22 protein-coding genes and 1 pseudogene are annotated in these 25,879 nt (G+C 68.8%); 17 read left to right on the top strand and 6 right to left on the bottom strand.

What is annotated here, in order from left to right:
* The first annotated feature begins 217 nt into the window (after positions 1 to 217).
* From ACZ4N5_RS40435 to ACZ4N5_RS40420, 4 genes and pseudogenes are all read left to right on the top strand, one after another.
* Complete coding sequence (locus ACZ4N5_RS40435; protein ID WP_467761963.1) at positions 218 to 856, top strand: HAD family hydrolase; 639 nt, start codon at positions 218 to 220, stop codon at positions 854 to 856.
* Between the two features lie 244 nt (positions 857 to 1,100).
* The gene (locus ACZ4N5_RS40430; RefSeq protein ID WP_467761962.1) at positions 1,101 to 1,589 is read left to right on the top strand and encodes a hypothetical protein; all 489 of its coding nucleotides are present in this window, start codon (positions 1,101 to 1,103) and stop codon (positions 1,587 to 1,589) included.
* A 365-nt stretch (positions 1,590 to 1,954) separates the two neighbouring features.
* Positions 1,955 to 3,534, top strand: a pseudogene (locus ACZ4N5_RS40425) (transposase).
* Entirely contained in the window at positions 3,531 to 4,100 is a 570-nt protein-coding gene (locus ACZ4N5_RS40420; RefSeq protein ID WP_467761961.1) for an AAA family ATPase, read from the top strand. The pseudogene ACZ4N5_RS40425 and the gene ACZ4N5_RS40420 overlap by 4 nt, the downstream one beginning before the upstream one ends.
* 773 nt (positions 4,101 to 4,873) lie before the next feature.
* Here the strand turns inward: ACZ4N5_RS40420 and ACZ4N5_RS40415 are convergent.
* Entirely contained in the window at positions 4,874 to 5,050 is a 177-nt protein-coding gene (locus tag ACZ4N5_RS40415; protein ID WP_467761960.1) for a hypothetical protein, read from the bottom strand.
* Between the two features lie 24 nt (positions 5,051 to 5,074).
* Here ACZ4N5_RS40415 and ACZ4N5_RS40410 point away from each other — a divergent pair, with 24 nt between their 5' ends.
* Positions 5,075 to 5,464, top strand: coding sequence for a hypothetical protein (locus tag ACZ4N5_RS40410; RefSeq protein ID WP_467761959.1), 390 nt, complete (start codon positions 5,075 to 5,077; stop codon positions 5,462 to 5,464).
* Here ACZ4N5_RS40410 and ACZ4N5_RS40405 read toward each other — a convergent pair.
* Both ACZ4N5_RS40405 and ACZ4N5_RS40400 read right to left on the bottom strand, forming a co-directional pair.
* Positions 5,434 to 6,168 carry an IS630 family transposase gene (locus tag ACZ4N5_RS40405; protein WP_467761958.1) on the bottom strand — a complete coding sequence of 245 codons (735 nt, stop codon included), beginning with the start codon at positions 6,166 to 6,168 and terminating at the stop codon, positions 5,434 to 5,436. The genes ACZ4N5_RS40410 and ACZ4N5_RS40405 overlap by 31 nt on opposite strands.
* Before the next feature lie 371 nt (positions 6,169 to 6,539).
* Positions 6,540 to 7,205 (bottom strand): TetR/AcrR family transcriptional regulator, encoded by a 666-nt coding sequence (locus ACZ4N5_RS40400; protein ID WP_467761957.1) that lies wholly within the window; start codon positions 7,203 to 7,205, stop codon positions 6,540 to 6,542.
* A gap of 116 nt (positions 7,206 to 7,321) precedes the next feature.
* Here ACZ4N5_RS40400 and ACZ4N5_RS40395 point away from each other — a divergent pair, with 116 nt between their 5' ends.
* Positions 7,322 to 8,344, top strand: a complete 1,023-nt coding sequence (locus ACZ4N5_RS40395) for an NAD(P)-dependent alcohol dehydrogenase (protein WP_467761956.1) — start codon at positions 7,322 to 7,324, stop codon at positions 8,342 to 8,344.
* Positions 8,345 to 8,538: 194 nt separating this feature from the next.
* On the opposite strand, the gene ACZ4N5_RS40390 is transcribed toward ACZ4N5_RS40395, so the two are convergent.
* The gene (locus tag ACZ4N5_RS40390; RefSeq protein WP_467761955.1) at positions 8,539 to 9,978 is read right to left on the bottom strand and encodes a DUF2637 domain-containing protein; all 1,440 of its coding nucleotides are present in this window, start codon (positions 9,976 to 9,978) and stop codon (positions 8,539 to 8,541) included.
* On the bottom strand, positions 9,975 to 10,115 hold the full coding sequence (locus ACZ4N5_RS40385; RefSeq protein WP_467761954.1) for a hypothetical protein: 141 nt from the start codon (positions 10,113 to 10,115) through the stop codon (positions 9,975 to 9,977). Before ACZ4N5_RS40385 ends, ACZ4N5_RS40390 begins: the two co-directional genes overlap by 4 nt.
* A 1,355-nt stretch (positions 10,116 to 11,470) precedes the next feature.
* On the opposite strand from ACZ4N5_RS40385, the gene ACZ4N5_RS40380 reads away from it, so the two are divergent.
* The 10 genes from ACZ4N5_RS40380 to ACZ4N5_RS40335 all read left to right on the top strand — a co-directional run bounded on the left by ACZ4N5_RS40380 (position 11,471) and on the right by ACZ4N5_RS40335 (position 24,277).
* Complete coding sequence (locus tag ACZ4N5_RS40380; RefSeq protein WP_467761953.1) at positions 11,471 to 14,377, top strand: CRISPR-associated endonuclease Cas3''; 2,907 nt, start codon at positions 11,471 to 11,473, stop codon at positions 14,375 to 14,377.
* A gap of 443 nt (positions 14,378 to 14,820) precedes the next feature.
* Positions 14,821 to 16,401, top strand: a complete 1,581-nt coding sequence (casA, locus tag ACZ4N5_RS40375) for a type I-E CRISPR-associated protein Cse1/CasA (RefSeq protein WP_467761952.1) — start codon at positions 14,821 to 14,823, stop codon at positions 16,399 to 16,401.
* A complete protein-coding gene (locus tag ACZ4N5_RS40370) occupies positions 16,388 to 16,999 on the top strand; it encodes a type I-E CRISPR-associated protein Cse2/CasB (RefSeq protein ID WP_467761951.1) in 612 nt (203 codons plus the stop codon). Before casA ends, ACZ4N5_RS40370 begins: the two co-directional genes overlap by 14 nt.
* Positions 16,999 to 18,207 carry a type I-E CRISPR-associated protein Cas7/Cse4/CasC gene (gene cas7e, locus ACZ4N5_RS40365; RefSeq protein ID WP_467761950.1) on the top strand — a complete coding sequence of 403 codons (1,209 nt, stop codon included), beginning with the start codon at positions 16,999 to 17,001 and terminating at the stop codon, positions 18,205 to 18,207. Before ACZ4N5_RS40370 ends, cas7e begins: the two co-directional genes overlap by 1 nt.
* The gene (gene cas5e, locus ACZ4N5_RS40360) at positions 18,204 to 18,995 is read left to right on the top strand and encodes a type I-E CRISPR-associated protein Cas5/CasD (RefSeq protein ID WP_467761949.1); all 792 of its coding nucleotides are present in this window, start codon (positions 18,204 to 18,206) and stop codon (positions 18,993 to 18,995) included. The genes cas7e and cas5e overlap by 4 nt, the downstream gene beginning before the upstream one ends.
* Entirely contained in the window at positions 18,992 to 19,663 is a 672-nt protein-coding gene (cas6e, locus tag ACZ4N5_RS40355; RefSeq protein WP_467761948.1) for a type I-E CRISPR-associated protein Cas6/Cse3/CasE, read from the top strand. Before cas5e ends, cas6e begins: the two co-directional genes overlap by 4 nt.
* Positions 19,664 to 19,710: 47 nt before the next feature.
* Positions 19,711 to 21,354 carry a transposase gene (locus tag ACZ4N5_RS40350; RefSeq protein WP_467761947.1) on the top strand — a complete coding sequence of 548 codons (1,644 nt, stop codon included), beginning with the start codon at positions 19,711 to 19,713 and terminating at the stop codon, positions 21,352 to 21,354.
* Positions 21,338 to 22,117, top strand: a complete 780-nt coding sequence (locus ACZ4N5_RS40345; RefSeq protein WP_467761946.1) for an AAA family ATPase — start codon at positions 21,338 to 21,340, stop codon at positions 22,115 to 22,117. Before ACZ4N5_RS40350 ends, ACZ4N5_RS40345 begins: the two co-directional genes overlap by 17 nt.
* A gap of 664 nt (positions 22,118 to 22,781) precedes the next feature.
* Positions 22,782 to 23,333, top strand: coding sequence for an RNA polymerase sigma factor (locus tag ACZ4N5_RS40340; protein ID WP_467761945.1), 552 nt, complete (start codon positions 22,782 to 22,784; stop codon positions 23,331 to 23,333).
* Positions 23,333 to 24,277, top strand: a complete 945-nt coding sequence (locus tag ACZ4N5_RS40335; protein WP_467761944.1) for an RNA polymerase sigma factor SigF — start codon at positions 23,333 to 23,335, stop codon at positions 24,275 to 24,277. Before ACZ4N5_RS40340 ends, ACZ4N5_RS40335 begins: the two co-directional genes overlap by 1 nt.
* 128 nt (positions 24,278 to 24,405) lie before the next feature.
* Here ACZ4N5_RS40335 and ACZ4N5_RS40330 read toward each other — a convergent pair whose 3' ends face one another.
* On the bottom strand, positions 24,406 to 25,317 hold the full coding sequence (locus ACZ4N5_RS40330; RefSeq protein ID WP_467761943.1) for a hypothetical protein: 912 nt from the start codon (positions 25,315 to 25,317) through the stop codon (positions 24,406 to 24,408).
* Positions 25,318 to 25,590: 273 nt separating this feature from the next.
* Here ACZ4N5_RS40330 and ACZ4N5_RS40325 point away from each other — a divergent pair, with 273 nt between their 5' ends.
* Positions 25,591 to 25,854 (top strand): helix-turn-helix transcriptional regulator, encoded by a 264-nt coding sequence (locus tag ACZ4N5_RS40325; protein ID WP_355846218.1) that lies wholly within the window; start codon positions 25,591 to 25,593, stop codon positions 25,852 to 25,854.
* Positions 25,855 to 25,879 lie beyond the last annotated feature (25 nt).

The following is a 25,879-nucleotide window of genomic DNA, read 5'->3' as shown; positions in this document are numbered from 1 at the left end:
GGGTACTTCCTCGGGGCAGGCATCTTCTGGGCTCCTCTCATGAGACCCATCTGACCTGCTGTCACCTTTCCCCGCATCTCGGGGGAACCTCAGGCTGCCACAAGGGTTCAAGATCGCTTGACCTTGCCCCAGAGGGAAGGGCGACAGTGTCTCCGTAGATCACACGAGCGAGCGGTGTGCGCTCGCCAGCAGGGCAGGACGGAGAGGGGGAGTTCGAGTGACGGCGACCTGCGTCATTCTCGATATCGGTGGCGTGCTGGAGATCACGCCGGAAACGGGGTGGGTGCAGCGGTGGGAAGAGCGGCTGGAGTTGCCGCTCGGCACTGTGCATGAGCGGCTGCGCGACGTGTGGCAAGCCGGGAGCGTCGGGAGCATCAGTGAACGAGAGGTTCACGAGCAGGTGGCAGCACGCTTGGGGCTCGACGCGCCCCAGGTTGAAGGCTTCATGGCTGATCTCTGGGCGGAATACCTGGGAAAGCCGAACGAGGAACTCATCGCTTATGTGCAAGGGCTGCGAGGAAGCTGCAGGCTGGGCATCCTGAGCAACAGCTTCGTTGGCGCCCGGGAGCGGGAGACAGGGCTGTACCACTTCGACGAACTGGTCGAGCAGATCGTGTACTCGCACGAGATCGGCATCGAGAAGCCGGACCCGCGTGCCTTCGAGGCCGTATGTGCCAGCCTGGAGGTGCGGCCGGAGAGCTGTCTGTTCATCGACGATTTCCCAGTCAATGTTGAGGCTGCCCAGGCGGCGGGCATGCAGGCGCATCTGTTCGAGGACAACGCCCGGACGATTACGCGCATCACAGCTCATCTGAACGCTGGTCCCCGGGTTGCAGGGCCTGTCCCGCTCGGATGACGTCGGCCTGGCCGGCCTTCAGCGGTTGCCGGCCAGGCGGTGCCCGCCTCTCAGCGTCGCGTACCGGCTCGACGTTTCTGGCATACCAGCACAGGCTCAACCCACCGCGAGGCACCATCCGATGAAGTCGACCGCTCCGCACCCCGGCCGCCCGCTGAACGCCCCTGGCCCCTCATGCGGGTGACTGCTGTCCGGGTTACGTCCAGCTCACCAGGGTGTCAGTGGTCCCCTCTACGGTTCCACCATGGCAGTCCCCGAGATCGTTCCGATCATCCACGAGCCCGGTTACCGGACGGCGACCATCGGCCGGTACACCCAAGGCCAGTTCCTCGCTTCGGTCACCTACGCATTCCCAAGCGGGTTCAGCCGTGGCGAGGGATGGGAGGACCAGAAGCGCCTTTATGCCGTGCTTCACCGGTTCGACCCCCAGGGGCGGCACCTCCACTCGGACATCTGGTGTTCCGGAACATGGGCCGAGCAGCAGCGTCATCCCCATGGGAACGACTCCGTGCGGGTGCGGGCGAAGGCCCGGCTGGCAGAGCTGCTCGACGGCCTTCCCGGGCTCGAGTACGGGGACATCGCGATCCGCCCCTTCCAGCTGAGCGTCGACGGCGTGCTCTTCGGGCTGGTCACCGAACGCCATGCGGAGGGCGAGGGAGAGGACGACTGGGCCGAGCTCTACCCCGACCGCCTGGGGTTCTCCGCCCCGTGGGACGGCACGTACGACACTTGAGCACTCCGCCTTTCCGGCGTGGTCCTAACCGCCACCCCTCTCGTTCTCGTCACGGGGCAGCGTGCGATCTCTCGGTTTGGGGACAGTGGTGTGAGAGACAGTGAGTCTATGGGGTGTTGATGCTGGTCGGGGCCTGTTTCGGGCTCTGGTGTCACTGTCATGGACGTGAGAGATCGGTGGGGGATCGCTGTCTTGGGCCTTTATCGCTCCAGGAGTGACGCTGTCTCAGTTTCGTGAGTTCTGATCCATCGGCTGAGCGGGGTCGGTGTGATGGGTGAGTGGACGAGGAACTACAGCTCCCGGCTTCGGAGGGTTCGGGCGGGGTGTTGTCGGCAGTGTCGGCTCGGGCGTTGCGGGGGCCGGCGGTGCGCCGGTTGCTGGCTCTGCGCCGGGAGGGGAAGCTCACCACCGGGCACGTGCGGGCGGTGGGTGAGACGTTCGGGGTGCGGGAGCGGGCGGTATGGCGGTGGTTGGCGGCCGCCGAGGAAGACGGGGCCGCGGCCCTGGGAGAGCGGAACCGGTATTACGGGAGGTTCACGGTTACTCCGGAGGTCCGGTCTCTGCTCGGGCTCTGGAAAGGGAATGTTGCCGCTGTCCATCGTGAGCTGACCGCTCGCGCGGCGCGGGGTGAGGGTGAACCGCCGCCGTCGGTTCAGACCCTGCATCGTGCGATTGGGCGGGATCTGACTGCGGGGGAGCGGGCGGGGCTTGCTGGTGGTGAGCGTGAGGCCCGTAAGCATGATGTGTTCCTGGCCCGGCCGCGTGGGTGGCGGAATCAGGTGTGGGAGGCCGATCACGTCCAGGCCCCGGTCCTGGTGGATGTCGAGGGCGCTGCCTGCCGTCCGTGGGTCACCTGGTTCGTGGACTGTGCGACGAACACGGTCATGGGTGTGGCGGTCACGGCCGGGTATCCGTCGCGGGAGTCGGTGCTGGCCGCGTTGCGGGCGGCGGTGTTGCGTGAGGAGCCGTTCGGGCCGCAGGGCGGGCTCCCGGAGAAGGTGCGTGTGGACCGGGGCAAGGACTTCCTGTCGAAGACGGTCGCGGCGGCGTTCGGCGCGCTGGTGGTGGAGGTGGAGGACCTTCCCGCGTACACCCCGCACTTGAAGGGCACGGTGGAGGGTCTGAACCGGGCGGTGGAGTCGATGTTCCTCGCGGCGCTGCCTGGCTATGTGCGCCAGCCGCGCCCGGGCCAGCGCCGGGCGCGGCCGAAGGACGAGGTGCTCCTCGGGTTCGAGGACTTCACCGCTCGCTTGCTGGGCTGGGTGGAGTGGTGGAACACCTGCCACCGGCCCCAGCCGCTGGGCGGGCGGTCTCCTCTTGCAGTGTGGGAGGCCGTCCGACTCCGTTGCGGGAGGTCAGCCCGGAGGAGTTGTGGACGTTCACGCTGGAGGACGACGGTCGGATCAGGGTGATCTCTACCTGCGGTGTCCGGTTCCGGCGGCGGGACTATGTGGGGCCGTGGATGACGGGCCGGGCGGGTACGGGGGTGAGGGTGCGGTTCATGCCGTACCACGATCACCGGATCGAGGTCTTCGACGCCACGACCGGGCGCTACCTGGGGCCTGCGACCGTCTCGGATGAGGCAAGCCCGGAGCAGATCACCGCGGTCCGTACAGCGCGGGCCGCGCGGAGTCGGCGTCTGCGGAAGGACCTGACGGCGGCGCAGCGTGAGCGCTACGCCGCCGTGACGCGGCCAGGGAAGCCGGAACGTCTGGGGGCGGTGTCCGCGGTGGAGGCCGGGGCGGAGCTGGCGGCGACTGACCGGGCAGATCTGTCGAGGCTGGCGCTGCCGGACCTGATTCCACCGGCTGCGGCCCCGCCGGGCTGGCGTACTCCGCCGTCGCTCGCCGCCCGCACCCGCCAGATCCCCGAACCCCAGGCTCCTGAGGAGGGCGGGCCGGCAGCGCAGGCTGGCGGCAGCGGGCAGGATGGTGCCGCGCGGTGACTGCACCCACGTACCAGTACGTCGACCTGCCCGACGCCTCCATCGTGACCACGAGGGCTTTGCTCACCGCGCGGGAGAACATCGCGGACAGCGTCGCTGCGCGGGCGATGATGTGCATCCACGGCAACGCCGGGTTCGGGAAGACCCTGGCAGTCAACACGCGTCTGCACGAGCTGGAGGACACCCGGGGCGAGGAGGTCTGCCGGGCTACTTTCCGGGCGCGTCCGACCGCCCGCGCGGTCCGCTACGAGCTGTTCGAGACGCTCCGCCTGCCCGGGGAGCCGCCCCGCCACCCCAGCGAGTTCGACCGCCTGCTGAAGACCGCCCTGTCCGAGAGGCCCCGCACGTTTCTCGTGGACGAGGCGCAGTGGCTCAACGGGGAGGCGTTCGAGTACTTCCGCTACCTGTGGGACGAGCCCGCGACCCAGATCGCGATCGTCTTCGTCGGCGCGCAGTTCTCCCCATTTCCCGTGGCTCGCATATGTGCGAGCAGTACGAGGTCGAGCTTGTTGGCTGGAAAAAGCTGGTTGCCCATCAGGTACGCGCAGGTGAAAGTGAGGTCATGAACAAACTGTCATCTGTACGCAACAAGCCGATGAAAGCACTCGGTGTCCTGCTCTTTGCCGGTGCGGCAGCCCTCATGGTTTCCGGCCCGGCTTCGGCCAGCACCGACTGGCAGGTTGTCACTACCGACTCTGGGGCCCCAGGCGGAATCGCTCAGTGGGAAGGCCCGGACACGTTCAGGGTCTGCGACAACCAGGCTGACGGACTTCGCGCTTGGGGCCGAGCCTCGTGGACCGACAGCGGGGGCACGCACTACGTGTCCATCGAGGACGCGAACGGGGCCGGTACGTGCACCACGGGTCACACGGTCTCCTTCAGTGGGAGCACTACCGTCCACCTGGACATCTGTCTTCGATCCGGTCCCACCGGGGCGATCCGGTACTGCCGCAACGGAAGCGGGCCGGCCAACTGAAATACGGCTGGACTGACCAGATGGCCGCTCCAGGGCTATCTGCTGGGTAAGGTCGCCTGATTTCGCACTTGTGCGACACAAGACGGAGAAGCTCCCGGACCACACTGGTCTGAGGGCTTCTTCTCCGCGGCAGGTTCGGTGGTGGCTGGTCAGCCGGTGGGCTCTGCGCACGGCCAGCAGCAGCCGAGGGTGCGGGGATGACGTAACCGCGGTCCGTGCGGCAGGTGGGGCAGGTACGGCGGGCTTTCATGGCGGCGGCTAGAGCAGGAGTCGGATCCCACACAGCAGCGGGGGCCGCCACCGGGTTCGATGGCGGCCCCCGCTGCTGTGGACCTGAGAGGCCGAGAGCCCCCGCTCACGTAGCTACTGCGCCCAGTCGACGCCGAGTTCGGCAAGCGCGGCGAGCTGTGCCTGGTCGAGCCGGTCGCGGCGGGCCTTCATGTTCCCGACCCAGATTCCGGTGCGATGCTCGCTCCCGTCGGCCAAGACCTGGACGACGCCGCGCCCGGGCAGGCGACCTTCCCGTGCGATGAGTGGCATTACCCCAAACTCAGCCAGGCTCACGTGGGGAGCGACCTGACTCCCTTTGTGCGTGGTGAGCCTTACCAGGGCGCATCTTCGGGAGCCAGGACACTCATCACCCTTGCATGGCAACTGGCTATCTTCGAAACAGCCTTCGAGAGCGGCGCCTCGCACCCCGGCTTCCTCATGATCGACAGTCCTCAAAAGAATCTCGGCCACGGCACCGGCCGCGACACCCTCATCGCGGATGCTGTCAGCACCGACGACTTCTATCGGCACCTCACACAATGGCTGGCACACCATGGCAACGGGGCGCAGGTCATCGTCGCCGATAACAGCCCACCCGAGCTGATCGAGGACCGTGTGATTGTCCGCTTCAGCCGAGACGAGACGCAGCCGCCCTACGGATTGATCGACGACGAGACAGGTTGAAAACCACGCCACCCACAGGAGCCGGGCGAAGAGGTGTGAGAGGTCAAGTTGGCCGCACTGCGGTCGTACTGGCGGGCCACCGGGCACCTCGCCCCCCCGACAGGACACAGGCTGGGGCGAGAGCGAGGCGATGGTGCCCGTCGGGCAGCGGCAGAAGCAGCCGGGGACGATGTGGGGTTGACGCGGTCGTCTGTGGAAGGACCTGCGGGTTTCGGTGGCGAGTTCGGCCTGGTTCTTGGCTCTGCGGGTGTGGGCAGGCTCCGTTTGAGGCTGGCGTTGACCAGCTCGTCCGGGTTCAGCTCGGGTGAGTACGAGGGCAGGAAGTGCGGGTCGATCTCGTCTTTGTGGCCGGCCAGCCGGGCCCGGACCGTCTTCGAGCGGTGGGCCGAGTGCCGGTCGAGGTGGACCTTCCGGTCGAAGTGTCTGATGATCCGGGCGAGGAAGCGGCACATGACCTTCGCGTCGAACGACTCGGCGAAGACCATGAAGCGCATCCGGCCACGGGTGCTGATCGCAGACATAGCGTTCACGGAGAAGCGGTTCCCGGCGCGGCGGACGATGGGAGTCGCACCCCTCGCGCCCCAAGTACCGCCGGTGACCTGGTCCGACCGGACCCCGACCTGGTCGCCGAGGAGAACCTCGGCGTTCTCCGCCTTCGCCTTGGCCCGGATGGCCGGCCAGGTCTCCTCGTACCAGACGCGCACCGCTTCCGTGTCCTGCTCGACCGACCGTTTGTCCAGACGCTGGAAGGTCAGCCCTCAACGCTTGAGGTACTTGCCCACTCCGGCTCGATCCCGCCCCTCCACCGGCGCCGACAGCAACCGCACAGCCTCCTGCGTGTCCGGTGACCAGGCCCGCGCATCCCCCACCAGATCACTCACACACCATCAACGAGCCTGAAATCAAAGCGTTTCGGATCGCAGTTGGCCACCACATGATCGCGCTCAGGGTCGGAACGGCTGGCCGTGTCCTGGCTCGAGGTGCTCATGGTGCGCCGGCCGCCTTGCGCTCGTCTGCCCTCACCGGTTCGGCACTGCAGCGCACCGGATTGTGCGGTGGGCACGCCACCGGCTCGTCAGCCCGCCGCTTGCTGGAGGCCGTCGAGGATGAGGTCCAGTCCGAATTCGAACTCGTCGCCATAGGCGTACCCGGGACGCATGACGTGAGCGGTTGCGATCTCGGTCAGGTACGGGTACTCGCCGTAGCCGAAACCGCCCATGATGGAATCCGCCAGTTCGGCGGTCTCCTCCGGGGAGTCGAAGGGCAAGGTCTTCTCCTGCAGGGCGAACCCGTAGATGTAGCTGTCGAGTACCGAGACGGCGTGGGCAGTCAGAGTGAGGGAGAATCCGCTCTGACGCAGACAGCCGAGAACGGCATCGTGGTGACGCAGAGTGGCCGGGCCCGGTGTGGAACGTGACTCCATCAACCCGATTGCCCAGCGGTGGCGGGACAGCACGAGGCGCATGGAGATGGCCCGCTGCCGCATCGCCTGTCGCCAGTCGTCACCCGGCGTGGGCAGTTCGACCTCGCCGAAGACCAGGTCGATCATGCCGTCGAGCAGGTCCTCTTTGTTGGCCACGTGGTTGTACAGGGACATTGCCTCGACTCCGACGGCCTCGCCGAGCTTGCGCATGCTGAGCGTCTCCAGGCCGCCGGCGTTGGCGAGTTCGACGGCGGCACGCAGCACCCGCTGCCGGCTGAGCGTCTCGCGGGTCGGCTGCCGGGTGGTACGTCGGGTCACGGTGGACGGTCACTTCCTCTCGTGGTCTCCCTGCGTTGACCAGCTTACGCCGTAAGTGTTGTACTTACGGCGTAAGTACGCGGGATATGCAACCGGGAGCAGTGATGATGCGGAACATGAGCGAGCCGATCGCGACCACCGATGGGACCCAGACGATGGCGGCCGTCGTGCAGGAACGCTATGGCGCCGAGCCGGAAGCCGTGCTGCGCCCGGCGCGGCTCACCCGGCCGAGCATCGGGCCGGGCGAGGTGTTGGTGCGGGTGCGCGCCTCCAGCGTGGACCGGGGAACCTGGCACATGATGGCCGGTCTGCCCTACGCGATCCGCCCCGTGAGCGGGCTGCGCAGGCCGAAGCTCCCCAACCCCGGCCGCAACATCGCCGGTGTCGTCGAGGCGGTCGGCCCCGAAGTGACCGGGTTCGCGCCCGGCGACGAGGTCTACGGCACGGCAGTCGCCGCGTTCGCCGAATACGCCGCCGCCCGCCCCGACAGGATCGCTCCCAAGCCGGCCGGACTCACCTTCGAGGAGGCGGCGACGGTCCCCGTCAGCGCGCTCACCGCACTCCAGGCGGTTCGCGACAAGGGCAAGGTCCAGGAGGGTCAGCAGGTCCTGATCACGGGAGCCGCCGGCGGCGTGGGCACCTTCGCCGTCCAGCTCGCCCACGCCTTCGGTGCGCAGGTCACGGCCGTCGCGAGCACCCCCAAGCTCGACGCCGTACGGGCGCTGGGCGCCGACCACGTGATCGACTACACGCGCGAGGACTTCCTCGCCGGCCCGCGACGCTACGACGCCGTCATCGACATCGCGGGCAATCGCGGCCTGCGGGATCTGCGCCGCGCCCTCACGCCCCGCGGCAGGCTCGTCATCACCGGCGGCGAGGCGAACGGCCCCTGGCTCGGCGGTACTGACCGGCAGCTCCGCGCACAGATGCTGTCTCCATTCACCGGACAGCACCTGGGCACCTTCATTGCCTCGGAGCACGCCGATGGGCTGCGCGACCTGACCGTTCTCATCGACACAGGCACGCTCAGCCCTGTCGTGGACAGTGTGTACCCGCTCGCCGATACCGCCGCAGCCATCCGACACCTTCTCGACGGCCGCGTCACGGGCAAGCTCGCGCTCGCCCTGCCCGCAGAGTGACCCTGTAGGCCGGCGCCTGCAACATGCCATCCACCAGCCGCTCCTGGACATTCGCCACCTTCGGCGACTGACTGCCCCGCATACCCGACAGCAGCAAGGCGACCACAACCAGCCACTGAGCACAGAGCGACCGACCGAAGCGCGCATTGACCGGACCGACTGACGTCGTGCCGCGCCTCCACGTGACGTACCCACTAGCCCTCGGGGCTGGGTTTTGGCTGGTGCGTTCTGATGGCTTGCCATCGGCGTTCGTAGTCGTGTGTGTGGTTGAGGATGTCGTCGGTGGTGATGGCCCGGTTGTATTGGGCGGTGATTCCGCGCTGGGCGCAGATCTGAGCCACGGTGTGCGGTGAGGGAATCGTGCTCTCGAGCCGGTGGTCCGCCCAGATCTCGTAGATGCGGAAGTGCAGGAAGTACCGGCGCAGCGTGGAGGGGCTGACTGGGCTGCCGCCGCGGCCTGTTATGCCCTTGCCGGCGAGGTGTGCGGAGAGCTCCTTGCCGGAGGGCTGTTCGCCGTGCAGGCCCTGGTAATCCTTCCAGGCGAGGTAGTAGCGGTCGACCACGGAGAGACCACTGCCGTTTCTCGCTTCAGGTTCCTGCTGCTTTTCGATGTCCGCGTTCACTCGCGTCTTGCGCGTTTCCTTGGCAGGGTGCGCTCTTACGTCTGCGGGTGGTGCCGGAGCGCGGCCGTGGTCCAAACCGTCTTTGGGATGGGCGAGGTCTGCTGATGGTTCATCGGCGGCTGGCTCTCCGTCGCCGAAGTCGTCGGGCCGGGCGCTCGCCGCGCCCTGTACGTCCTCTGCGGCGGGGAGTTCACCCGCTGCGGTGATGGTGTTGTCGCGCTCGAAGACGTAGTGAGGCAGTGCGGCTGGGTTCGAGTGCCTGTCGTCCGTGAACTCGTCGATGCTGGCCGCGGCGAGTCCGGCGGGGGCGGTCTCGGCGAGGGGGACGCCGTAGCGGGCCAGGCGCAGGGGCATCAGGGATTCGACGGGGGCCTTGCGGCGCCAGGCGCGGCCGAAACGGGAGTGCAGGCGGGCCTGGTAGACGAGTCGGTCCTGCTCCAGCTTGATGACCTGCTCGTAGGAGCGCAGCTCCCACAGCTTCATCCGGCGCCACAGCAGGAACGTGGGGAGCGGGGAGAGCAGCCAGCGGGTGAGGCGCACGCCCTCCATGTGCTTGTCGGCGGTGATGTCGGCTATTCGGCCGGTCGCGTGCCGGGCGGCCTCGACCGAGACCACGAACAGGACCGGGATGACGGCGTGCATGCCGACACCCAGCGGGTCCGGCCAGGCCGCCGCGCCGTTGAAGGCGATCGTGGCCATGGTCAGCAGCCACGCGGTCTGGCGCAGCATCGGGAACGGGATGCGGATCCAGGTCAGCAGTAGGTCCAGGGCGAGCAGGACGCCGATGCCCGCGTCGATGCCGATCGGGAAGACGTAACTGAAGTTCCCGAACCCCTTCTTCAGCGCCAGCTCACGGACCGCCGCGTACGAACCGGTGAAGCCGATTCCGGCGATGACGAGTGCACCGGCGACGACCACGCCGATGAGGAGTTTGTGCGGGCGGCCGAGCCTGGCAGGGAATGCCGTTCCCGTGCTCGTGCGCTGCCGGTTCTTTCCGGCGGCCGCGGTCATGAGGCTGGCTCCTCTTTGCCTCTGGTGTGCAGGAGCTCGTTGATGAGCTGTTCTGTTTCGGTCTCCATCGAGCAGTCGAGGGCCGCGTTGACCTGCTGGATGCGGGCGATGGCGGTGTGCAGGCTGTTGTCTCGCACTGAAACGTCCAAGATCTCTCTCACCGGAATGTCACCTGGAAAGCTCTGTTGAGCTGGTGTGTTGGTTCTATGACGTGACATTGCGTGAAAGGTGATCGTGGCAAGTCACGCAAAAGTTCAGGACATTCCGATGCGAATCGCGTAGAAGTTTTGATCTTGGTTCGTGCGTCCGGAGTACCTGTCTTGGCCTATGGGCGTGAAGCGCGGTACATCACTACTCTCCGCGTGTGCGAACGTCACAGTCTTCGGTGACGGTGCGTTCTGCGTGTGCGCGCGCTGGCCTTCGAGGCGGGACGGCGGATCGCGTCCCGCCGCGGTACATCTCTGCGTGCATAGCCCGAACCCGCCCTGGCCGGCCGTGATGGGGGCGAGCGCTGCTGCACCTTCGCGTGTGCGGAATGGGCGAAATATCCCCGGGGTGTGTAGGTGCTGGTGACTGGTGCATCTCTGCGGGTGTGCGGACTGGACGCGCGCGGGCTCTTGGGTGCATCCGTCACGTCTGGTGCATCTCCGCGCGCGCGGAGTGGACAGGGTAACGATCCGCGCGTTCGTTCCGTCGATCGGTGCATCCCTGCGTGTGCGGGCGGACGTGCGCCAGTCGGACCTACCCCGCCTCACGGTTGGTGCATTGCTGCGCTGCGGGGTGAACTCGGCATCGCAACCAGCCTCGAAGTGCCCGAACGGTGCATCTCCGCGCGCGGGGTGGATCCGCATCTGAGGAAGCGGCAGGGCGGACGGACCGGTACATCTCCGCGTGTGCGCGGGTGGGGCTCTTCCTCGGCGCGCTGGTAGGTCGCGTCGTACGGTGCATCTCCGCGCGTGCGGTGTAGGCATTAGTCCGGGTGGCGCAGATTCCCGACGAGGCCGGTGCATCTCTGCGTGTGCGGAGTGGACGGGACGGCCAGGAGGGCTCCCGGGGCGGTCATCGATGCATCTCCGCGCGTGCGGGGTGGCCGGTATGGGTGATGTCGATGACCCGGGCGATCACGGTGCATCTCCGCTCGTGCGGGCTGGACGCCGGAACCTACGAGGCGATGTGCGACACGGTCGGTGCATCTCCGCGTGCGCGGGACAGACGCCGACACCACCGAGGCCGACTTCCTCGGTACCGGTGCATCTCCGCGTGTGCGGGACGGACTCTCTTTGACCTGCGCTTGTGTGGTGACTTCGTCGTTGTGTGATGTCGGTGTGGGCAGCGTGACTGAGGCAGTCTGTCCTGTTTCCAGAGCTGATATTGCAGTCTTTGTGGCTATTTCACTCAAGAGGGCGGTTGTGGGAAGCAGTTGGCGCCTGCCGGGGCGTGGCGGGGTAGAGGGCGACGTGTCCGGTTTCGGCAGCTGTCAGGAGGGGCGAGTATGGGGGTGCTGGAAGACGGCCGGATCGGCGGACTCACGTTGTGTCTGTGGGGTAAGTACTGTGCTCGGCACGGGCTGATCTATCCGGTGCTGTTCCACATGCTCGATACGGCTGCGGTGGCGGGGGAGTTGTGGGACCGGCTGCTGACCGGGCCGCAGCGTGCCGCTGTTGCGGCGGGGCTGGGGATGAGCCGGGTGCAGGCCCGCCGTGTGGTGATGTTCATTGCAGGCCTGCATGACTTGGGTAAGGTGAGCCGTTTTCAGGCCTGCGAGCCGGTTGCGTGGGCACGGGTCAGTGATGAGCTGCGGGCTGACGCGGGCCGGTGGAGGCTGATGCGGCACGAGCGGGCTTCCGCGCATGCCCTGCTTGGGATCCTTGCGGAGATGGGCTACGAACTGTCCGGTGATGCCAGCCCGGCTGTGCGGATGGCGCAGATTGCCGGCGGTCACCACGGACGTTTCCCTCAGCTCGATGTGCACGGCGCGGCCAGCGTCCGGCGCGTGCAAGTCGAGTTGGGCGGCCAGCTGTGGCAGGAGATCCGTTACCGCTACGCCGCTCAGGTGCGGCATCTGACAGGTGCCGAAACTGCGCCGGAGCAGATGTCGGTCACGGCGGCGGTACTGATGACCGGGCTGGTGATGGCCGCCGACCGGCTGGCCAGCCAGCGCAAGGTGTGGGCGCCGCGGGCGGACGCGCCTGCCTATGGTGCGGCCCAGCATTTCGCCTGGGCCCGGTGGAAGGCCCGTGAGGTGGTGGAGGAGTCACGGCTGGCGCGGATCGAATTGCCGGTGCTGCCGTTTACCGTCGCGCATCCCCACCTGCGCGCCCCGAATCCCCTTCAGGCATCAATCCTGGACAGTCTTCCCCGGCTGGCCGGTGCGCGGGGCGCTGGGATTGTGCTGGTCACCGACGGTACCGGCGCGGGCAAGACCGTCACCGCCCTGGAGGCGTCCCGCATCCTCAACGACGCTTGCGGCAGCCGGGGACTGTGCTTCCTGCTGCCCACCACAGCCACCGCGGACGCCGCCTACGACACGCTGTGCGGCTACCTTCATGCGCACCGTCCTACCCCGGCCGTGCTCACGCTCGTGCACAACCACAGCTGGCTGAACGCCGCCTACTCCGATGAGATGCTCGCCCCCGGCGACGTCCCCGCCTGCACCGGCGACGACCCCCACACCGACGAACACGATGACGACGACTGCCGGCCGCCAGGCAACGGTGGGAAGAGCGGGACCTGGCGCCGGATCCTCCCGGACGGCTGGGTACGCGGCTGGGACCGCGCACTGCTGGCCCAGTTCACCGTCGCCACCGTCGACCAGGCACTGATGGCCGCGCTCCCGGTACGCGACAGCGCCCTGCGGATGTTGTCCCTGTCGGGCAAGTGCGTTGTCGTCGACGAGGCGCACGCGCTCACCGCGTTCAGCCGGCGCATCCTGCTGCGGCTGCTGCACTGGCTCGGTAGCCTGCGCACTCCGGTGGTTGTGCTGTCGGCGACACTGCCGGGACAGACGGCACGCGAACTCGTGTACTCCTACCTGACCGGTGCCGGACATCGCAGACGCGATCTGATCGCGCGAGAGGACGAGTTCACCGTGCCCTACCCGGGCTGGCTGTTCGCCGACGCCGCCACTGCCCAGCCTGCTGTCATCCCTGCCGACGTACGCACGCAGCACGCCGCCGCCCAGCAGCGCACCATCACACTCCGGCTGACCCCAGCGCGCTACCGGCGCCTCGAGGCTCCGGCACGCCGGGCCAGAACGGGTGAGCGGCTGGCCCGTATCGCGGCCGCAGTCGGCCCCGTGGCACGGCTGGGCGGATGCGCCGTCATCGTGTGCGCCACGGTCGCCGATGCCCAGGACACCTACCGCTACCTGCAGCAGTTCCTTGAATGGCCCGCAGGCCCGCAAGACCTGCTGCTGGTCCACGCCCGTTTCCCCGGCCAGTGCCTCGAACGGGCGCTGGCCCAGGTCCGTACCCAGCTCGGCCCGTTCGGGCCGCGCCCCGAACGGCTGGTGGTGGTCACGACCAGTCTGCTGGAACTCAGCCTCAACATCGACGCCGACCTCGTGGTCAGCGACCTCACCTCGCTGGCCCGGCTGATCCAGCGCGCGGGACGGCTGTGGCGCTTCGAACAAGCCTGGCAGAACGAACGTCCCCCCGGCGTCACCCCACGTCCGCCCTGGATCCAGGCCCGCGGCCCCCGCCTCACCGTCCTGCACCCCGTCGACCACGACCGCATCACCCTGCTGCCCGACGCCTGGGCCGCAACCGACCACCCCTACCTCCAGCACGCCAGCGCCCACCTGCTCACCCTGCCCGGCCACCAGCGGATCACCCTGCCCGAGCAAGCCCAGAACCTGGTCGAACTCATCCACCAGTCCGGACTGCCGGCCACCTGGTCCGGCCCGCTCGCCGCCCTCCACGAGCAACACCTGGCCGCCGAGCTGGCCCAGGAGCACACCAGCAACACCCACCTCATCCCCCCACACGACCGGGTCACCTCCCTGTCCGACCTGCACCGCCAGAAACTGACCGCTGCCCAGGCCGCCACCCGCCCGCACGACCGGCCCCGCCGCGTCCTCGCCTCCTACCAGCGCCCCGGCCACCCGGCCACCCTCGACGCAGCAGGCCGCTTGCCTCTGCCCCAGGGACCTCACCTGCGCCCAGCCGCCATCCGCACCGTCCTGCAGCACACCGTGCCGGTCCCCAGCGCCTGGGCCGCCGCCGCTACCCAGGACCACCATGGCCCGGACGCCTGGCAACAGCACCCTCTGCTCGCCGACCTCGTCCTCCTCCCGCACGACCCGGACTGTCCGCAACCAGTCCAGCTCGGCCGCCACCAGCTGCACATGGACAACGAACTCGGCCTCATCCACGGTGAAACGGCCCCCGCGGCGTACTGAGGCCCGCCGTCACACAGGCTGCAGAATCCCGACGCAGTCACAGTCGGCCTCACCCTGCCCGTTCAGGTCCGGTACTGCTGAGGGACATGCGATCCGGGTACAGCGCGCGGCGGAGCACACGGCGCGCAGCGTCCCCCGTCGTGCGCCCGGCACGTACGCCAGCCGTTGATCACACTAGTTCGCAGGTTCTGTACGGCAGTTCACCGCGGATGTTGTCCTTGATCCATGTGACGGTGCGTATCGCGCGTCACGGAATGTTTCCTTCTGTCGTCTCTGCGGCCCCTCCGATCCCTCCCGCCCCAGACACCCGTCATCCACGGACCCAGCCCGGGCGCGCCCCGCCACGCCGCATCCAGCCCGCAGCGCTCCGCCCGAGCGCGTCGTTCCGCCTCCTCGCCGTGGCCCCGCACAGCCCGGCAGGAGGCGAAGAGGGAGTGTTCGCGATGCCACCGCCGAGTTACCGGATCGACCTGAAACCTTGCATCCCGGTGCGCTGCGGCAAGCACATCGAGTACGTCGGCTTACGTGAGCTCCTCACAGACGCACACCGCATCGACGACCTGGCCCTGCCCCTGCCGCCCGCCCGGTCCGGCCTCTACCGGGCCCTGGCGGCGATATGTGCCGCCGTCACCGAACTCGACGACCCGGACCAGCCGATCAAGGACTGGCTGGACCACCGCGCAGAACTCCTCAGATGCGAAGACGGCTTCGATACCGATGCCGTGCACGCCTACTTCGATGCCGACCCCGGCGCCTTCGACCTCTTCCACCCCACGCGCCCGTGGTGGCAGGACGCCGCACTGGCCATCCAGTGCCCCAAACGCAGCGGGATCAACTCCCTCGTCTACGGCCGCGCAGCCGGCCGCAACCTGGTCTGGTTCAACCCCCGCCACACCGACACCGACCCCCAGCCCGTGCCCACCAGGGAAGCGCTGTGGAGCCTGCTCGCCTACCACTACTACGGACCCTCCGGGCGGGCCACCACCCGCACCGTCGAAGGTGTCACAAGCGGCCAGCTGAAAGCCGGACCGCTGCGCTCCACCGTCTCCTTCCACCCCCGCGGCCGCACCCTGTACGAAACCCTGCTGCTGCACCAGACGCCCTACCGCGGTGACGGCCAGGCTCCTGGCAGTGACGCCTGCCCCTGGGAACAGCCCGCCGCCGATCCGCTGCAGGCACCGCCGGAGGTGACCTGGCCCAAGCGGCTGCTGACCGGCTGCTCCGTGCACGCGGCACTCCTGGTCCCGGACGCCAGCGGCGAGCACGTCACCGACGCCTACCTGACCTGGGCTACCCAGCACCCGCCCCTGGAGGCCACCGATCCCTACCTCGTTTACGACATCGACCCCAAGATGCCCGCGGAACGCCGGCGCAGCCCGCGCCGCGCGGACGCCGACCACGCCCTGTTCCGGGCCCTGCCCGCGCTGGCACTCGCCGGTGATGAACACCGGCCAGGCTGCCGGCCCGAGGCATTCACCACCATCAACAGCCTTCCGAAGGACACGCGTGCCAGCCTGCGCGTGTGGGTGGGCGGATTTGACCAGGAAGGGCAGGTCAACAACCGTATCTGGTACACCAGCCTGACCCCGCCGATCTGGCCGCTGGCCCAGGAGAACGACCCCGTCAAGGCCTCCCGCATCGTCGAGTGCTGCGCCGCCGCGGAGACTCTGGGCGCCGCCCTGCGCCGGCAAGCCGACCAGGCATGGAAGGACACTGGCCTCACCGCGCCCCCGGCTATGGGCGGCGGGAGAAGAGACACCAGCTTGTGGGCCGGCCAGGCCCTCGCCAGCTACTGGCCGCGCGCCGAGCAGGCTTTCTGGGAACTCATCGACGACACACGGTCTGCCTACGGGGTGTTCGCCGCTATGGCCATCACCGCACTGTCCGAGACCACACGTGACGCCCTCAACCGCCTGCCCAGGGCCGGCCCGGCCCTGGCCCGCGCCGTGCAGAGCCTGCGACGCGCCGGCACACCCCCCGACGACACCCTCCGCCCGACCAAAGGACCGCATGCCCAGCCGTGACGAACGCCGCTGCCACTACGACGCCTTCGTCGCTCACGTCCGCAGTCTGTGCCGCACCCCGCGCATCCGCAGCCTCCTCGAGGACGGCCGAGGACGGCCCCCCGCCCAGTGCCCGCGCATGGACGCCTACCTTGTCAAACCCTGCCAGGGCTTCGGCGCCCGCCGCGCCCACTACACAACCGCCTCCCTGATCGCCCTGGAACGTCCTGCTCCGGACTGGACCGAGACAGCACCCTCCGTCCCACTCCCGCGCCCCGGCCTCGCCCTGGACGATCTGCTGGAGCGTGAAGGGGCACCGCCGGACAACTGGGCGCGACGTCCCAACCTCGGCCAAACCCTGGCCGACGCCGCTCGCGCACACCCCCACACCGCAGCAGGCTGGCAACGCGAAGTGGAAGTGATGGGCGTGCTCTCCGCCGACCTGCTGCACACCCGACTGCCCCACACCTTCCAACGCCTCCTCAGCCTCGGCCTGGCATGCGACGTTGCCGTGCTGCTCGAAGACCTCGCCCAATGGGACTTCGAACCGCTGGAAGTCGCCGGCCGCTGGCGCCACTCCTTCTACCTGACCGTCCCCGACACTCTCCTGGAGCTGTGATGCACACCCGCTACCTCGACATCCACGTGCTCGAACACCGGCCGCCGTCCTGCCTGAACCGGGACCGGCACAACATGCCCAAGACCATGACCGTCGGCAACGCCACACGCATCATGGTCCCCGCCCAGACCCAACGACGCCCCCAGCGCCTGGCACTGGAGAACACGCTCGAAGAACCCGCCGCCCGCACCCGCAACCTCCCCCCGCAGGTCGCCCAAGCGCTGCGCGCAGCAGGCTGGCCCGAGGAACTGGCCCGCTTCGCCGCCGGGCAGATCGCCCGCTCCGCCACCGCCAAGGGCCTGGAAACCAACCCCAAGGAAGACCACCGCACCAACGTCATGCTCCTGGTCGCCGCCGGCTCCATCGTTGAGGACCTGGCCGAGCTGTGCACCGCTCACCGTGCCGACCTCGAGAAGGGCCTGGCCCGCCTCCAGAAGAAGAAGGAGGAGGAGCCCGACGACAGCGACGACACCAAGCCCGGCCGCGGCAAGCCGCCCGCCCTGCTGCCCACCGACAAGGTGGCCGCCTGCCTGAGCCGCCCCACCGCCACCATCCACCTCTTCGGCCGCATGCTCGCCGGCCTGACAGACGCCGACGTCCCCAGCGCCGTACAGACCGCCCCAGCCCTCACCACGCACAAGAGCGACCTGCAGCCGGACTTCGTGACCGCAGTGGACGACTGGCAGGACGCGGGCGACCGCGGCAGCGCCTTCATGGACACCGCGTTCCTGACCAGCGGAGTGTTCTACCGGTTCACCACGGTCAACCTTACCGACCTGACCCGCAAACTCGGCGACGACCAGAACCAGGCGCTGCACCTGACCGGACTGTTCATGCGCGCCGTCATCATGACCGTGCTCCCCGCGAAACAGACATCCACCGCCCCGCACACCGTGCCCGACCTCGTCGCCTACGCCGTCCGCGACGGCCGCCCCGTCACCTACGCCAGCGCCTTCGAACAACCCGTGCAAGCCGCCCCCGGCGGCGGCTACCTCACCCCCAGCTACCACGCCCTGGACACCTGCGCCGGCATCACGCACCGACTGACCGGAACCAGCGACCTCGTCGGCCACGGTTACGCCACCGCCCAGACCGGCGACGCAGCCCACCTCGGCACCCGGCACGACAGCTTCGACGCCCTCATCGCCGCAGCCCTCACCAACGCGGCCGCGCAAGCCACCGGCCAAACGCCGGCGGACGCCGCGTGAGCGCTCTGCTGCTGCGCCTCGCGGGCCCCCTGGCCGCCTTCGGCACCAGCGCCGCCTTCCACGACCGCGACACCGCCCCCCACCCCACCCGCTCCGCCCTGATCGGCATGTTCGCCAACTGCGCCGGACGCGCACCCCACCACGCCCTCGACCCCTTCACCGAGTTGCCCGGCCAGCCCTGCTACCAGGACCTGGGATTCCTCATCCGCATCGACCGGCCCGGCACGCCCCACACCGACTTCCACACCGTCGGCGGCGGCCACCCGCGCGATAAGCAGCTGCGCACCAGCGGCGGCCCCCAACGCCCCGAGGCGCAGTCCACCCTCGTCTCCCACCGCCACTACCTCGCCGACCCGGTCTTCACCGTCGCCGTCACAGGCCCCACCCCACTCCTGCAGACCATCGCCGGCCACCTCCGCCACCCCCACAACGCCCCCTACCTCGGCCGCCGCACCTGCGTTCCCACCGAACCCCTCGTCCTGGCCACCGCCGTCACCGACCCCCTGGACGAACTCACCCACCGCACCCCGCTCAGCCTCGCCCGCCCACCCCGCCCCCACACCACCACCGTCAACGTCGACTTCATCCACGAAGACCCCCCACCCGACCCCACCACCGCCATCGACCACTACGAACTGTGCGACCAGCCCGTCGACTTCACCCCCGGCCGCCGCCGCTACCACCCACGCAACGTGTGGCGCACCCGCGTCCCCCTGTCTGCCGCCCTCTACGCCGGCCCCGACCCCCTCACCACCCTCGCCGACTACATGCACCCGGAGCAGCCATGACGCCCACCGCCACCCTCACCCGCATCCGCCTCAACCCCGCCCACCACGCCGTACGGCGCGACCTGGCCGACCGCGTCCAACTCCACAAAACCCTCATGCGTCTGACCCCCGGCACCCCCAGCCCCCACCCCCGCCGTGACGCCGGGCTCCTCTTCCGCCTCGACACCGACCAGGACGAGCCCACCCTGCTCGTCCAGACCGCCCAGCCACCCAACCTGGCCGGCCTGCCCGCCCGCTACGGAACCCTTCTCGCAGCCCGCGACCTCACCCCCGTCCTGCACGCCCTCACCCCCGGCCGCCACGTGCGCTACCGCATCACCGCCGTCCCCGTCCGCCACCTCCCAGGACCCCCCTGCAGCCGACGACCCGACGGCCGCCTCCTGCGCCGCCGCGGCACCCCCACCGCCCTGCACGGCCACGACGCCGCCCTGTGGTGGCAGCGCAGAGCCAGCCAGTCCGGCCTCGCCCTCACCGACATCAGCCTCACCCCCCAAGCCTTCGAACGCTCCCCGCACACCCCCCACCGGCCGGGCCTCGACCACCAGCTCATCCAGTTCGACGGGCACGCCCGCATCACCGACGGCCGCCTCCTCGCCCAGAGCATCTGCCGCGGCATCGGCCGCGCCCAGTCCTACGGCGCGGGCCTACTCAGCCTCGCCCCCGCCTGACCAGCACCACCGCATGCGGGCAGACCCATTCCCTGGGAGGACCCTCCGTGACCATTGAGCAGCCGCTGCGCGACACCAGCCTGCGCAGGGCAGCCGTCAGCAGGCTCATGTTCCTCGCCCAACAGAACAGCCTCACCACCGACCACATCACCACCGTCGCCGAGACTTTCGGAGTCCACCCGCGCAGTGTGCGCCGATGGATCGACAACGCCGCCCAGCACAACGACCGCTACACCCCACAACGCCCCGCCTCCTTCACCCTCACCCAGGTGATGCGCGACGCCGTCGCCCTCTTCTGCGGCAACATCGCCGCCGCCTACCGGGACTTGCACAAAAGAGGCCACCTGGGAGACGACCCCGTCTCCTACGCCACCTTCCACCGCGCCGTCACCACCGCCTACACCCCCGGATTCCTCGCCGGCCTACGCGGCGGCGAGAAGGAACGCCGCAAATTCGACGTCCACTTCACCCGCGACATCGGACACCGCAACCAGGCCTGGGAAGCCGACCACGTCGAAGCAAGCGTCTGGGTCAACGTCAACGGACACCGCCGCAAACCCTGGATCACCTGGTTCATCGACTGCGCCAGCGACGCCATCTGCGGCCTGTCCGTCTCCGCACAGACCCCCAGCCGGGAGAACATCCTCCTCGCCATCCGGGCCGCCGTTCTGCGAGGAGGCGACCACGGCCCCTTCGGAGGCAGCCCCGGCCTCGTCCGGGTCGACAGAGGCAAAGACTTCCTGAGCGACACCGTCGAAACCGCCTTCGGCATCCTCGGCGTCCGCGTCGTCGACCTGCCCCCCAGACACCCAGAACTCAAGGGAACCGTCGAAGCCCTCAACCGCGCCGTCAAAACAATGCACTTCCCCGGCCTCCCCGGCTTCGTCCACGCCCCCCGAACCAGCCGGCAAACCAAAAAAGACCCCGACGAACGCCTGCTGACCTACGAGGCATTCATCCGCACCCTCCTCAAATGGGTCCACGAGTGGAACCACGAGCACCGCATCCGCACCCGCGATAACCGCACCCCCTACGAGCTGTGGCACGACGACCTCACCCCCATCTACGACCCAGACCCCGAAGACCTCCTCTTCACCCTCGAAACCCACCCCACCCACCTGACGATCAACTCAGACGGCGTCCACTGGGGCAAACGCCTCTACCTCGCCCCCTACATGCAAGGCCGCGCCGGCACCAAAGTCGTGCTGCGCTACATGCCCCGCCAGGAACGCACCGTCGAACTCTTCGACGCCAAAGACGGCACCTACCTCGGCCCGGCCGTCCTGCAGAACGCAGCCAGCCCCCGGGAACGGCGTGCGGTACGGCGCGCGGCCGACCGCGAAGCCGACCGCCTGCGCACCGCACTGGACAAGGCGCAGGACCAGCGTGAGGAACGCTTCGAAGGCGACACCGTCGCCACCACCCCCCGCCCGGTCAGCGACATGACCCAGGAACAGGCGGCCGCATTCCTCGACGGTCATCGCCAGGACGAACTCGCCCGCGAAGCACGCCCCGACCTCATCCCGCTGCCCGACCCCACCAACACCTGGAACAACACCCAAAGCCCCGCCGAAAGCCGCCCCGGCTCCACTGACCCCCTGCTCCCGCCGCTGCCCGACCCCACCGCCTCCTGGAACCCCGCCCCGCTGCCTACCCCGTCCGAGGAGCCCACCGATGAACCACACGATTGACACCACCGCCCCAGCCAACGACCACTACCTCGGTCTCGCCGGAGCCCGCCTCCTGCCCACCACCGCCTCGCGTCTGACCCAACGCCACCTGGCCACCGTCATCAAGGCCCGCGCCCTGTTCTGCGTCCACGGTGATGTCGGACTCGGCAAGACCTTCGCCGTCAACACCAGCCTGCGCGACCTCGCCCCCGACAACACCCTCTGGCTTGAATGCCGCAAAGGAGCCCCGCTCGGTACCCTGCGAGCAGCCCTCTATCGCGCGCTGGCGTTGCCCGGAGACCCTCCTGCCAAAGGCGACGCATTCGACCAACTCCTCGTGCAGGCCTTCGCTGAGCAGCACCGCGTCCTGGTCTGCGACGAAGCCCAGGGCCTGACCAGGAGCTCCCTGGAGTACCTGCAGACTCTCTGGGAGAACCAGCGCACCCAGCTGACCGTCATCCTTGCCGGCGGCGACAACTGCCTCCAGCGCATCCGCAGCTGCTCTGGCCTCTTCTCCCGCATCCCGATCTACCAGCAGTACCAACCACTCACCCTCGACGAAGTCCTGGCCCTGATGCCGACCTACCACGCCCTGTGGCAGAACGTCGCCCCCGACGACCTGATGTGGATCAACGACGCCGCCTGCCACGGAAACTTCCGCAACTGGGCCAAAGTCACCTTCCACATCCAGGACATCCTCGAACAGCACCCCGAGACCGCCTGGTTCACCCGCGACACGGTCCGCATGGTCCTGAGCTTCCTCGACAGCAGCATCCGAAGCTGACCGGGCACCCTGCCCGGCCTGCACCCAGCCGGGGTGACCACACACCCGTTCGGCGGAGCGCAGAAGCGGGCGTCGCGGCCCTTTCCTGCGGTCGACTTCTGGAGAATGGCGGAATTCGCCGCGGCCCGTCAGCGTGATCAACCACAGGCATGGACCGCCCGCGCATACCATCGACGGGGCCCGGCCGACAGCCTCCCTGGTGAAACCACCGCCCGGCCGGGTTCCGGAGATCACGAGCAGCCGTGCGAGCACACACGCTCAGGTGCCGTCCGGTGACCAGGGACGTGCAACAGCTGGTGTGAACTCAGCCTGAAAAAGCGGAGTTAAGAGAATCTGGGTGCTCTGCTGTCAGTGGCGGCCGCCAGCATGGAGCGCGTTGGAGGACGTGACGACCATCTGGGGGAACCACAGTGGGGCCCGGTGTCGTTTGACGGCACCGGGCCCCACCCTTGTAGCACTCTGCGGTCACCCGATCCGGTCGCGGGCCTGACTTACTGAAGTGGGTTCGACGGCACCCCAACCGCTCCCGGAATCTTCGGACTTAGCAGGGCGAGTTGCAAGGAGGAGGAGATCTCCTGGAACTGTCCGCGCGGGGAGGCCACGCCGAGGTGAGCGATCAGGACGGCACCACCTGGCGCGTCAGCCTGGGCACCCAGGAACTCCCATGACGTCGCCGCCCGTCGAAGAGGCATTCGATGCCCTGTTCCGCCAGCGGTACCGGCCGCTGCTGGCACAGGCCATGTTCATCTCGGGAGGGCGCCGTGCTGTAGCCGACGACGCCGTCCAGGAAGCCTTCCTGCACTGCTGGCGGCGCTGGCACGCCACACATCTCGAACCGGTACTGGACTGGCCCGCCTGGCTACGCACCACCGTCGTCCGCGAAGTCCTGCGCCTGCAGAAGGAAACCGGTTCGGTCGGCTTCGACACCGATGCACACGATCACGCCGGCCCGGAGATCGATTGGGCGTCCTGGATGGATGCCCGCGGCGCCTACCGCATGGTGCTGGAACGCATCGTCCAGCTCAGCGACAAACAGCGCGAAGTGATGGGCCGTTGCGCGATTGCCGGACAGCCGCTGGGGGATGCCGCCAAGGAGATGCACATCCAAGTGGCCACAGCCCGCGTGCACCTCTACCGGGCACGCCAGGCCCTGGAGGACGTACGAGAGCAGCTGCGAGAACTGGGCGTCATCGACACGGGCGAAGGGAGGCAGTGATGGACGATCGCCGGGACGAGGCCGCTGCCGCCGCACTGAGCGAGACCCTGATGGCGTGCGAACAGGAAGTCGGCCAGGCGCTGGCCACAGCTCAGGACGTCGAATCTGCACTGGCCAGGCTCAAGCGACAGGTAAAGAAGGAGCCGTCCGTCCAGCACGGGGCGGGCGCTCGCAGCATTCGGCACGACCCGCAGGACCGCAGCGGGGCGCGGGCGATGTTCGTCGAGCTGCGCAAGCAGCAGGACGGCAGCGCCGAGTACGCGGAGCTGCGCAACCAGCTGGTCCGCATGCACCTGCCGCTCGTCGAGCACCTGGCCCGCCGCTTCCGCAACCGCGGGGAGCCGCTGGACGACCTGACCCAGGTCGCCACGATCGGGCTGATCAAGTCGGTCGACCGGTTCGACCCGGAGCGCGGTGTCGAGTTCTCGACGTACGCGACCCCGACGGTGGTCGGCGAGATCAAGCGGCACTTCCGCGACAAGGGCTGGGCGGTGCGCGTGCCGCGCCGTCTCCAGGAGCTGCGCCTCGCGCTGACGACAGCCACCGCGGAGCTCTCGCAGCTCCACGGCCGCTCCCCGACGGTCCACGAGCTGGCCGAGAAGCTGGCAATCTCGGAAGGGGAGGTTCTGGAGGGCCTGGAGTCCGCCAACGCATACTCCACACTGTCCCTGGACGTCCCCGACACGGACGACGAGTCCCCCGCGGTCGCGGACACCCTGGGCGCCGAAGGTGCGGCCCTGGAGGGCGTGGAGTACCGGGAGTCGCTCAAGCCGCTGCTGGAGAATCTGCCCCCGCGGGAGAAGCGGATCCTGCTCCTGCGCTTCTTCGGTAACATGACGCAGTCGCAGATCGCGCAGGAGGTCGGCATCTCGCAGATGCACGTCTCGCGGCTGCTGGCCCGTACGCTGGCCCAGCTCCGGGAGAAGCTTCTCATCGAGGAGTAGGAGGGGGACCGAATCCACGGAGGCTGACTGGCTGCCTCGTGAGAGCGCCGCCCGGACTTCCTCGGGGCTGCCTCTTTGCCAGCATCGTTCCCCTTTTCTCCAGAACTGCAGCTGCCCACCGGTCTTCCTCAACGGCCGGGTTTGGCCAGTGGCGGCAGCCACCAGAAGACCTCGCCTGTTTCCCGGCTGTGCTTCCATGCGGCCAGGGTCCGCGATGCCACAAGCCGGTCGAGGAGCTCCACCGTCTGCACGTGTGCGTGCCCGCACAGACGGGCGAGAACATCGAGATCCGTGCTGCCGGCGTCACCCGCGGTGTGAGAAGCCAGAGCCAGCGCGGTCAACCGCACGGCGGGCGGACGCCCGGCCGGTACGGCAACCGGGACAGGACGCACAGCCCACTGCGCGGCCCGAGCCCGTGCCCGGACGCCCGGCCTTGGGGAGAGCAATGCGGCATCCAGCAACTGGGCTCCCACATGGGGATTCCTGCCTGTCGTGCGGCGCAGCCAGCCGGCGTGTTCCAGCTCCTCCCACAGTTCGGTGCGGTCGTGCAGCCGCATGCCGCGCAGCAGGCCTGCGGGCAGTTGGACGCAGCCGCGGGTGTCGGCGCGCAGGGCGCACTGCAGCGCGAGCAGGCGGGTGGCGGGGGACGTGAACTGGGGGAGTACGGCTGACAGATAGGTGAGCATCTCCTGTACGCGGGTGCGCTCGGCCGGGCCGCCCAGCGGTTGGGGGCGGCGGCCGGGGCGTTCAGGCCGCCGGGGTGCGAGCAGGGTGGCCGGGACGACGGCGGTGTGGCTGGTGGCGGCCGCACAGGCCGCACACGTGTCGGACAGACGCCAGGCGCGGCCGCTGCGGTCGCGGGTCAGGGCGAGCAGTACCGGCCCGGCGCAGCCGCGATGGCGCAGATGCCAGGAGCAGCCCTGTGCCCGGCACTGGCAGCTGCGCAGATGCGCCGGCAGCGCGTCGGCGCGCGCATGGCGGGCCAGATGCGCCAGGGCGGCAGACCGTGCGGAGGCGGCCTGCAGGGGAGGGGAGTGCACGGTGCAGTGCGGACAGACGAGCCTCGGGCCGCCTGCCCGTGAACACAGTTCCACCGTCCAGATACGCCGCACCGCGGGATGCGCGCTGGCAAGCCTCATCGGCCCGTCGTCCTCCTGTCTGTCTACGCCTCCATGCTGGGAGCTCCAGATGGAGACACCCAGGACGCACGCACCGTAGTGCAGATCCCTGCACTACGAACGTCACTCCCGCACCGGCAGATAGTGCAGAAGTCTGCACTGACAGGGCAGGGTCCTGCACCGTCGGATGGTGGGGTGACGATCTTGCCGCCCGACCCCGACTTCACCGCGCTGCGCGTCGAATTCGCGCGCCTGCGGGGCGAGCGCGGCTGGACCTTCGATGAACTCGCCGACCGCAGCGGCCTAGCCCGCCGTACCCTCATCGACCTCGAACACGGCCGCACCACCGGCAGCCTCACCACCTGGCACACCCTCGCCCACACCTTCGACGTGCCAATCGAGCAACTGCTGAACACCCTCTGCGACGACCACACCCCGCCCGGCACCCCGGACCCCTGACCGCACCGCAACACCCGCTCGCGCC

This window comes from Streptomyces sp. NPDC026500 (assembly GCF_055567635.1).
The sequence above is the reverse complement of the archived record's forward strand: the minus strand, read 5'-3'. Positions and strand labels throughout refer to the sequence as shown.

What these genes read in the sequence shown, in the direction of transcription:
- ACZ4N5_RS40370 (WP_467761951.1), top strand. Translation starts at nt 16,388, where the DNA reads ATGCCCAGCCGTGACGAACGCCGCTGCCACTACGACGCCTTCGTCGCT.
- cas6e (WP_467761948.1), top strand. Translation starts at nt 18,992, where the DNA reads ATGACGCCCACCGCCACCCTCACCCGCATCCGCCTCAACCCCGCCCAC.
- ACZ4N5_RS40335 (WP_467761944.1), top strand. Translation starts at nt 23,333, where the DNA reads ATGGACGATCGCCGGGACGAGGCCGCTGCCGCCGCACTGAGCGAGACC.
- ACZ4N5_RS40395 (WP_467761956.1), top strand. Translation starts at nt 7,322, where the DNA reads ATGAGCGAGCCGATCGCGACCACCGATGGGACCCAGACGATGGCGGCC.
- ACZ4N5_RS40415 (WP_467761960.1), bottom strand. Translation starts at nt 5,050, where the DNA reads ATGCCACTCATCGCACGGGAAGGTCGCCTGCCCGGGCGCGGCGTCGTC.
- ACZ4N5_RS40390 (WP_467761955.1), bottom strand. Translation starts at nt 9,978, where the DNA reads ATGACCGCGGCCGCCGGAAAGAACCGGCAGCGCACGAGCACGGGAACG.
- cas7e (WP_467761950.1), top strand. Translation starts at nt 16,999, where the DNA reads ATGCACACCCGCTACCTCGACATCCACGTGCTCGAACACCGGCCGCCG.
- ACZ4N5_RS40345 (WP_467761946.1), top strand. Translation starts at nt 21,338, where the DNA reads ATGAACCACACGATTGACACCACCGCCCCAGCCAACGACCACTACCTC.
- casA (WP_467761952.1), top strand. Translation starts at nt 14,821, where the DNA reads ATGCCACCGCCGAGTTACCGGATCGACCTGAAACCTTGCATCCCGGTG.
- ACZ4N5_RS40380 (WP_467761953.1), top strand. Translation starts at nt 11,471, where the DNA reads ATGGGGGTGCTGGAAGACGGCCGGATCGGCGGACTCACGTTGTGTCTG.
- ACZ4N5_RS40340 (WP_467761945.1), top strand. Translation starts at nt 22,782, where the DNA reads ATGACGTCGCCGCCCGTCGAAGAGGCATTCGATGCCCTGTTCCGCCAG.
- ACZ4N5_RS40430 (WP_467761962.1), top strand. Translation starts at nt 1,101, where the DNA reads ATGGCAGTCCCCGAGATCGTTCCGATCATCCACGAGCCCGGTTACCGG.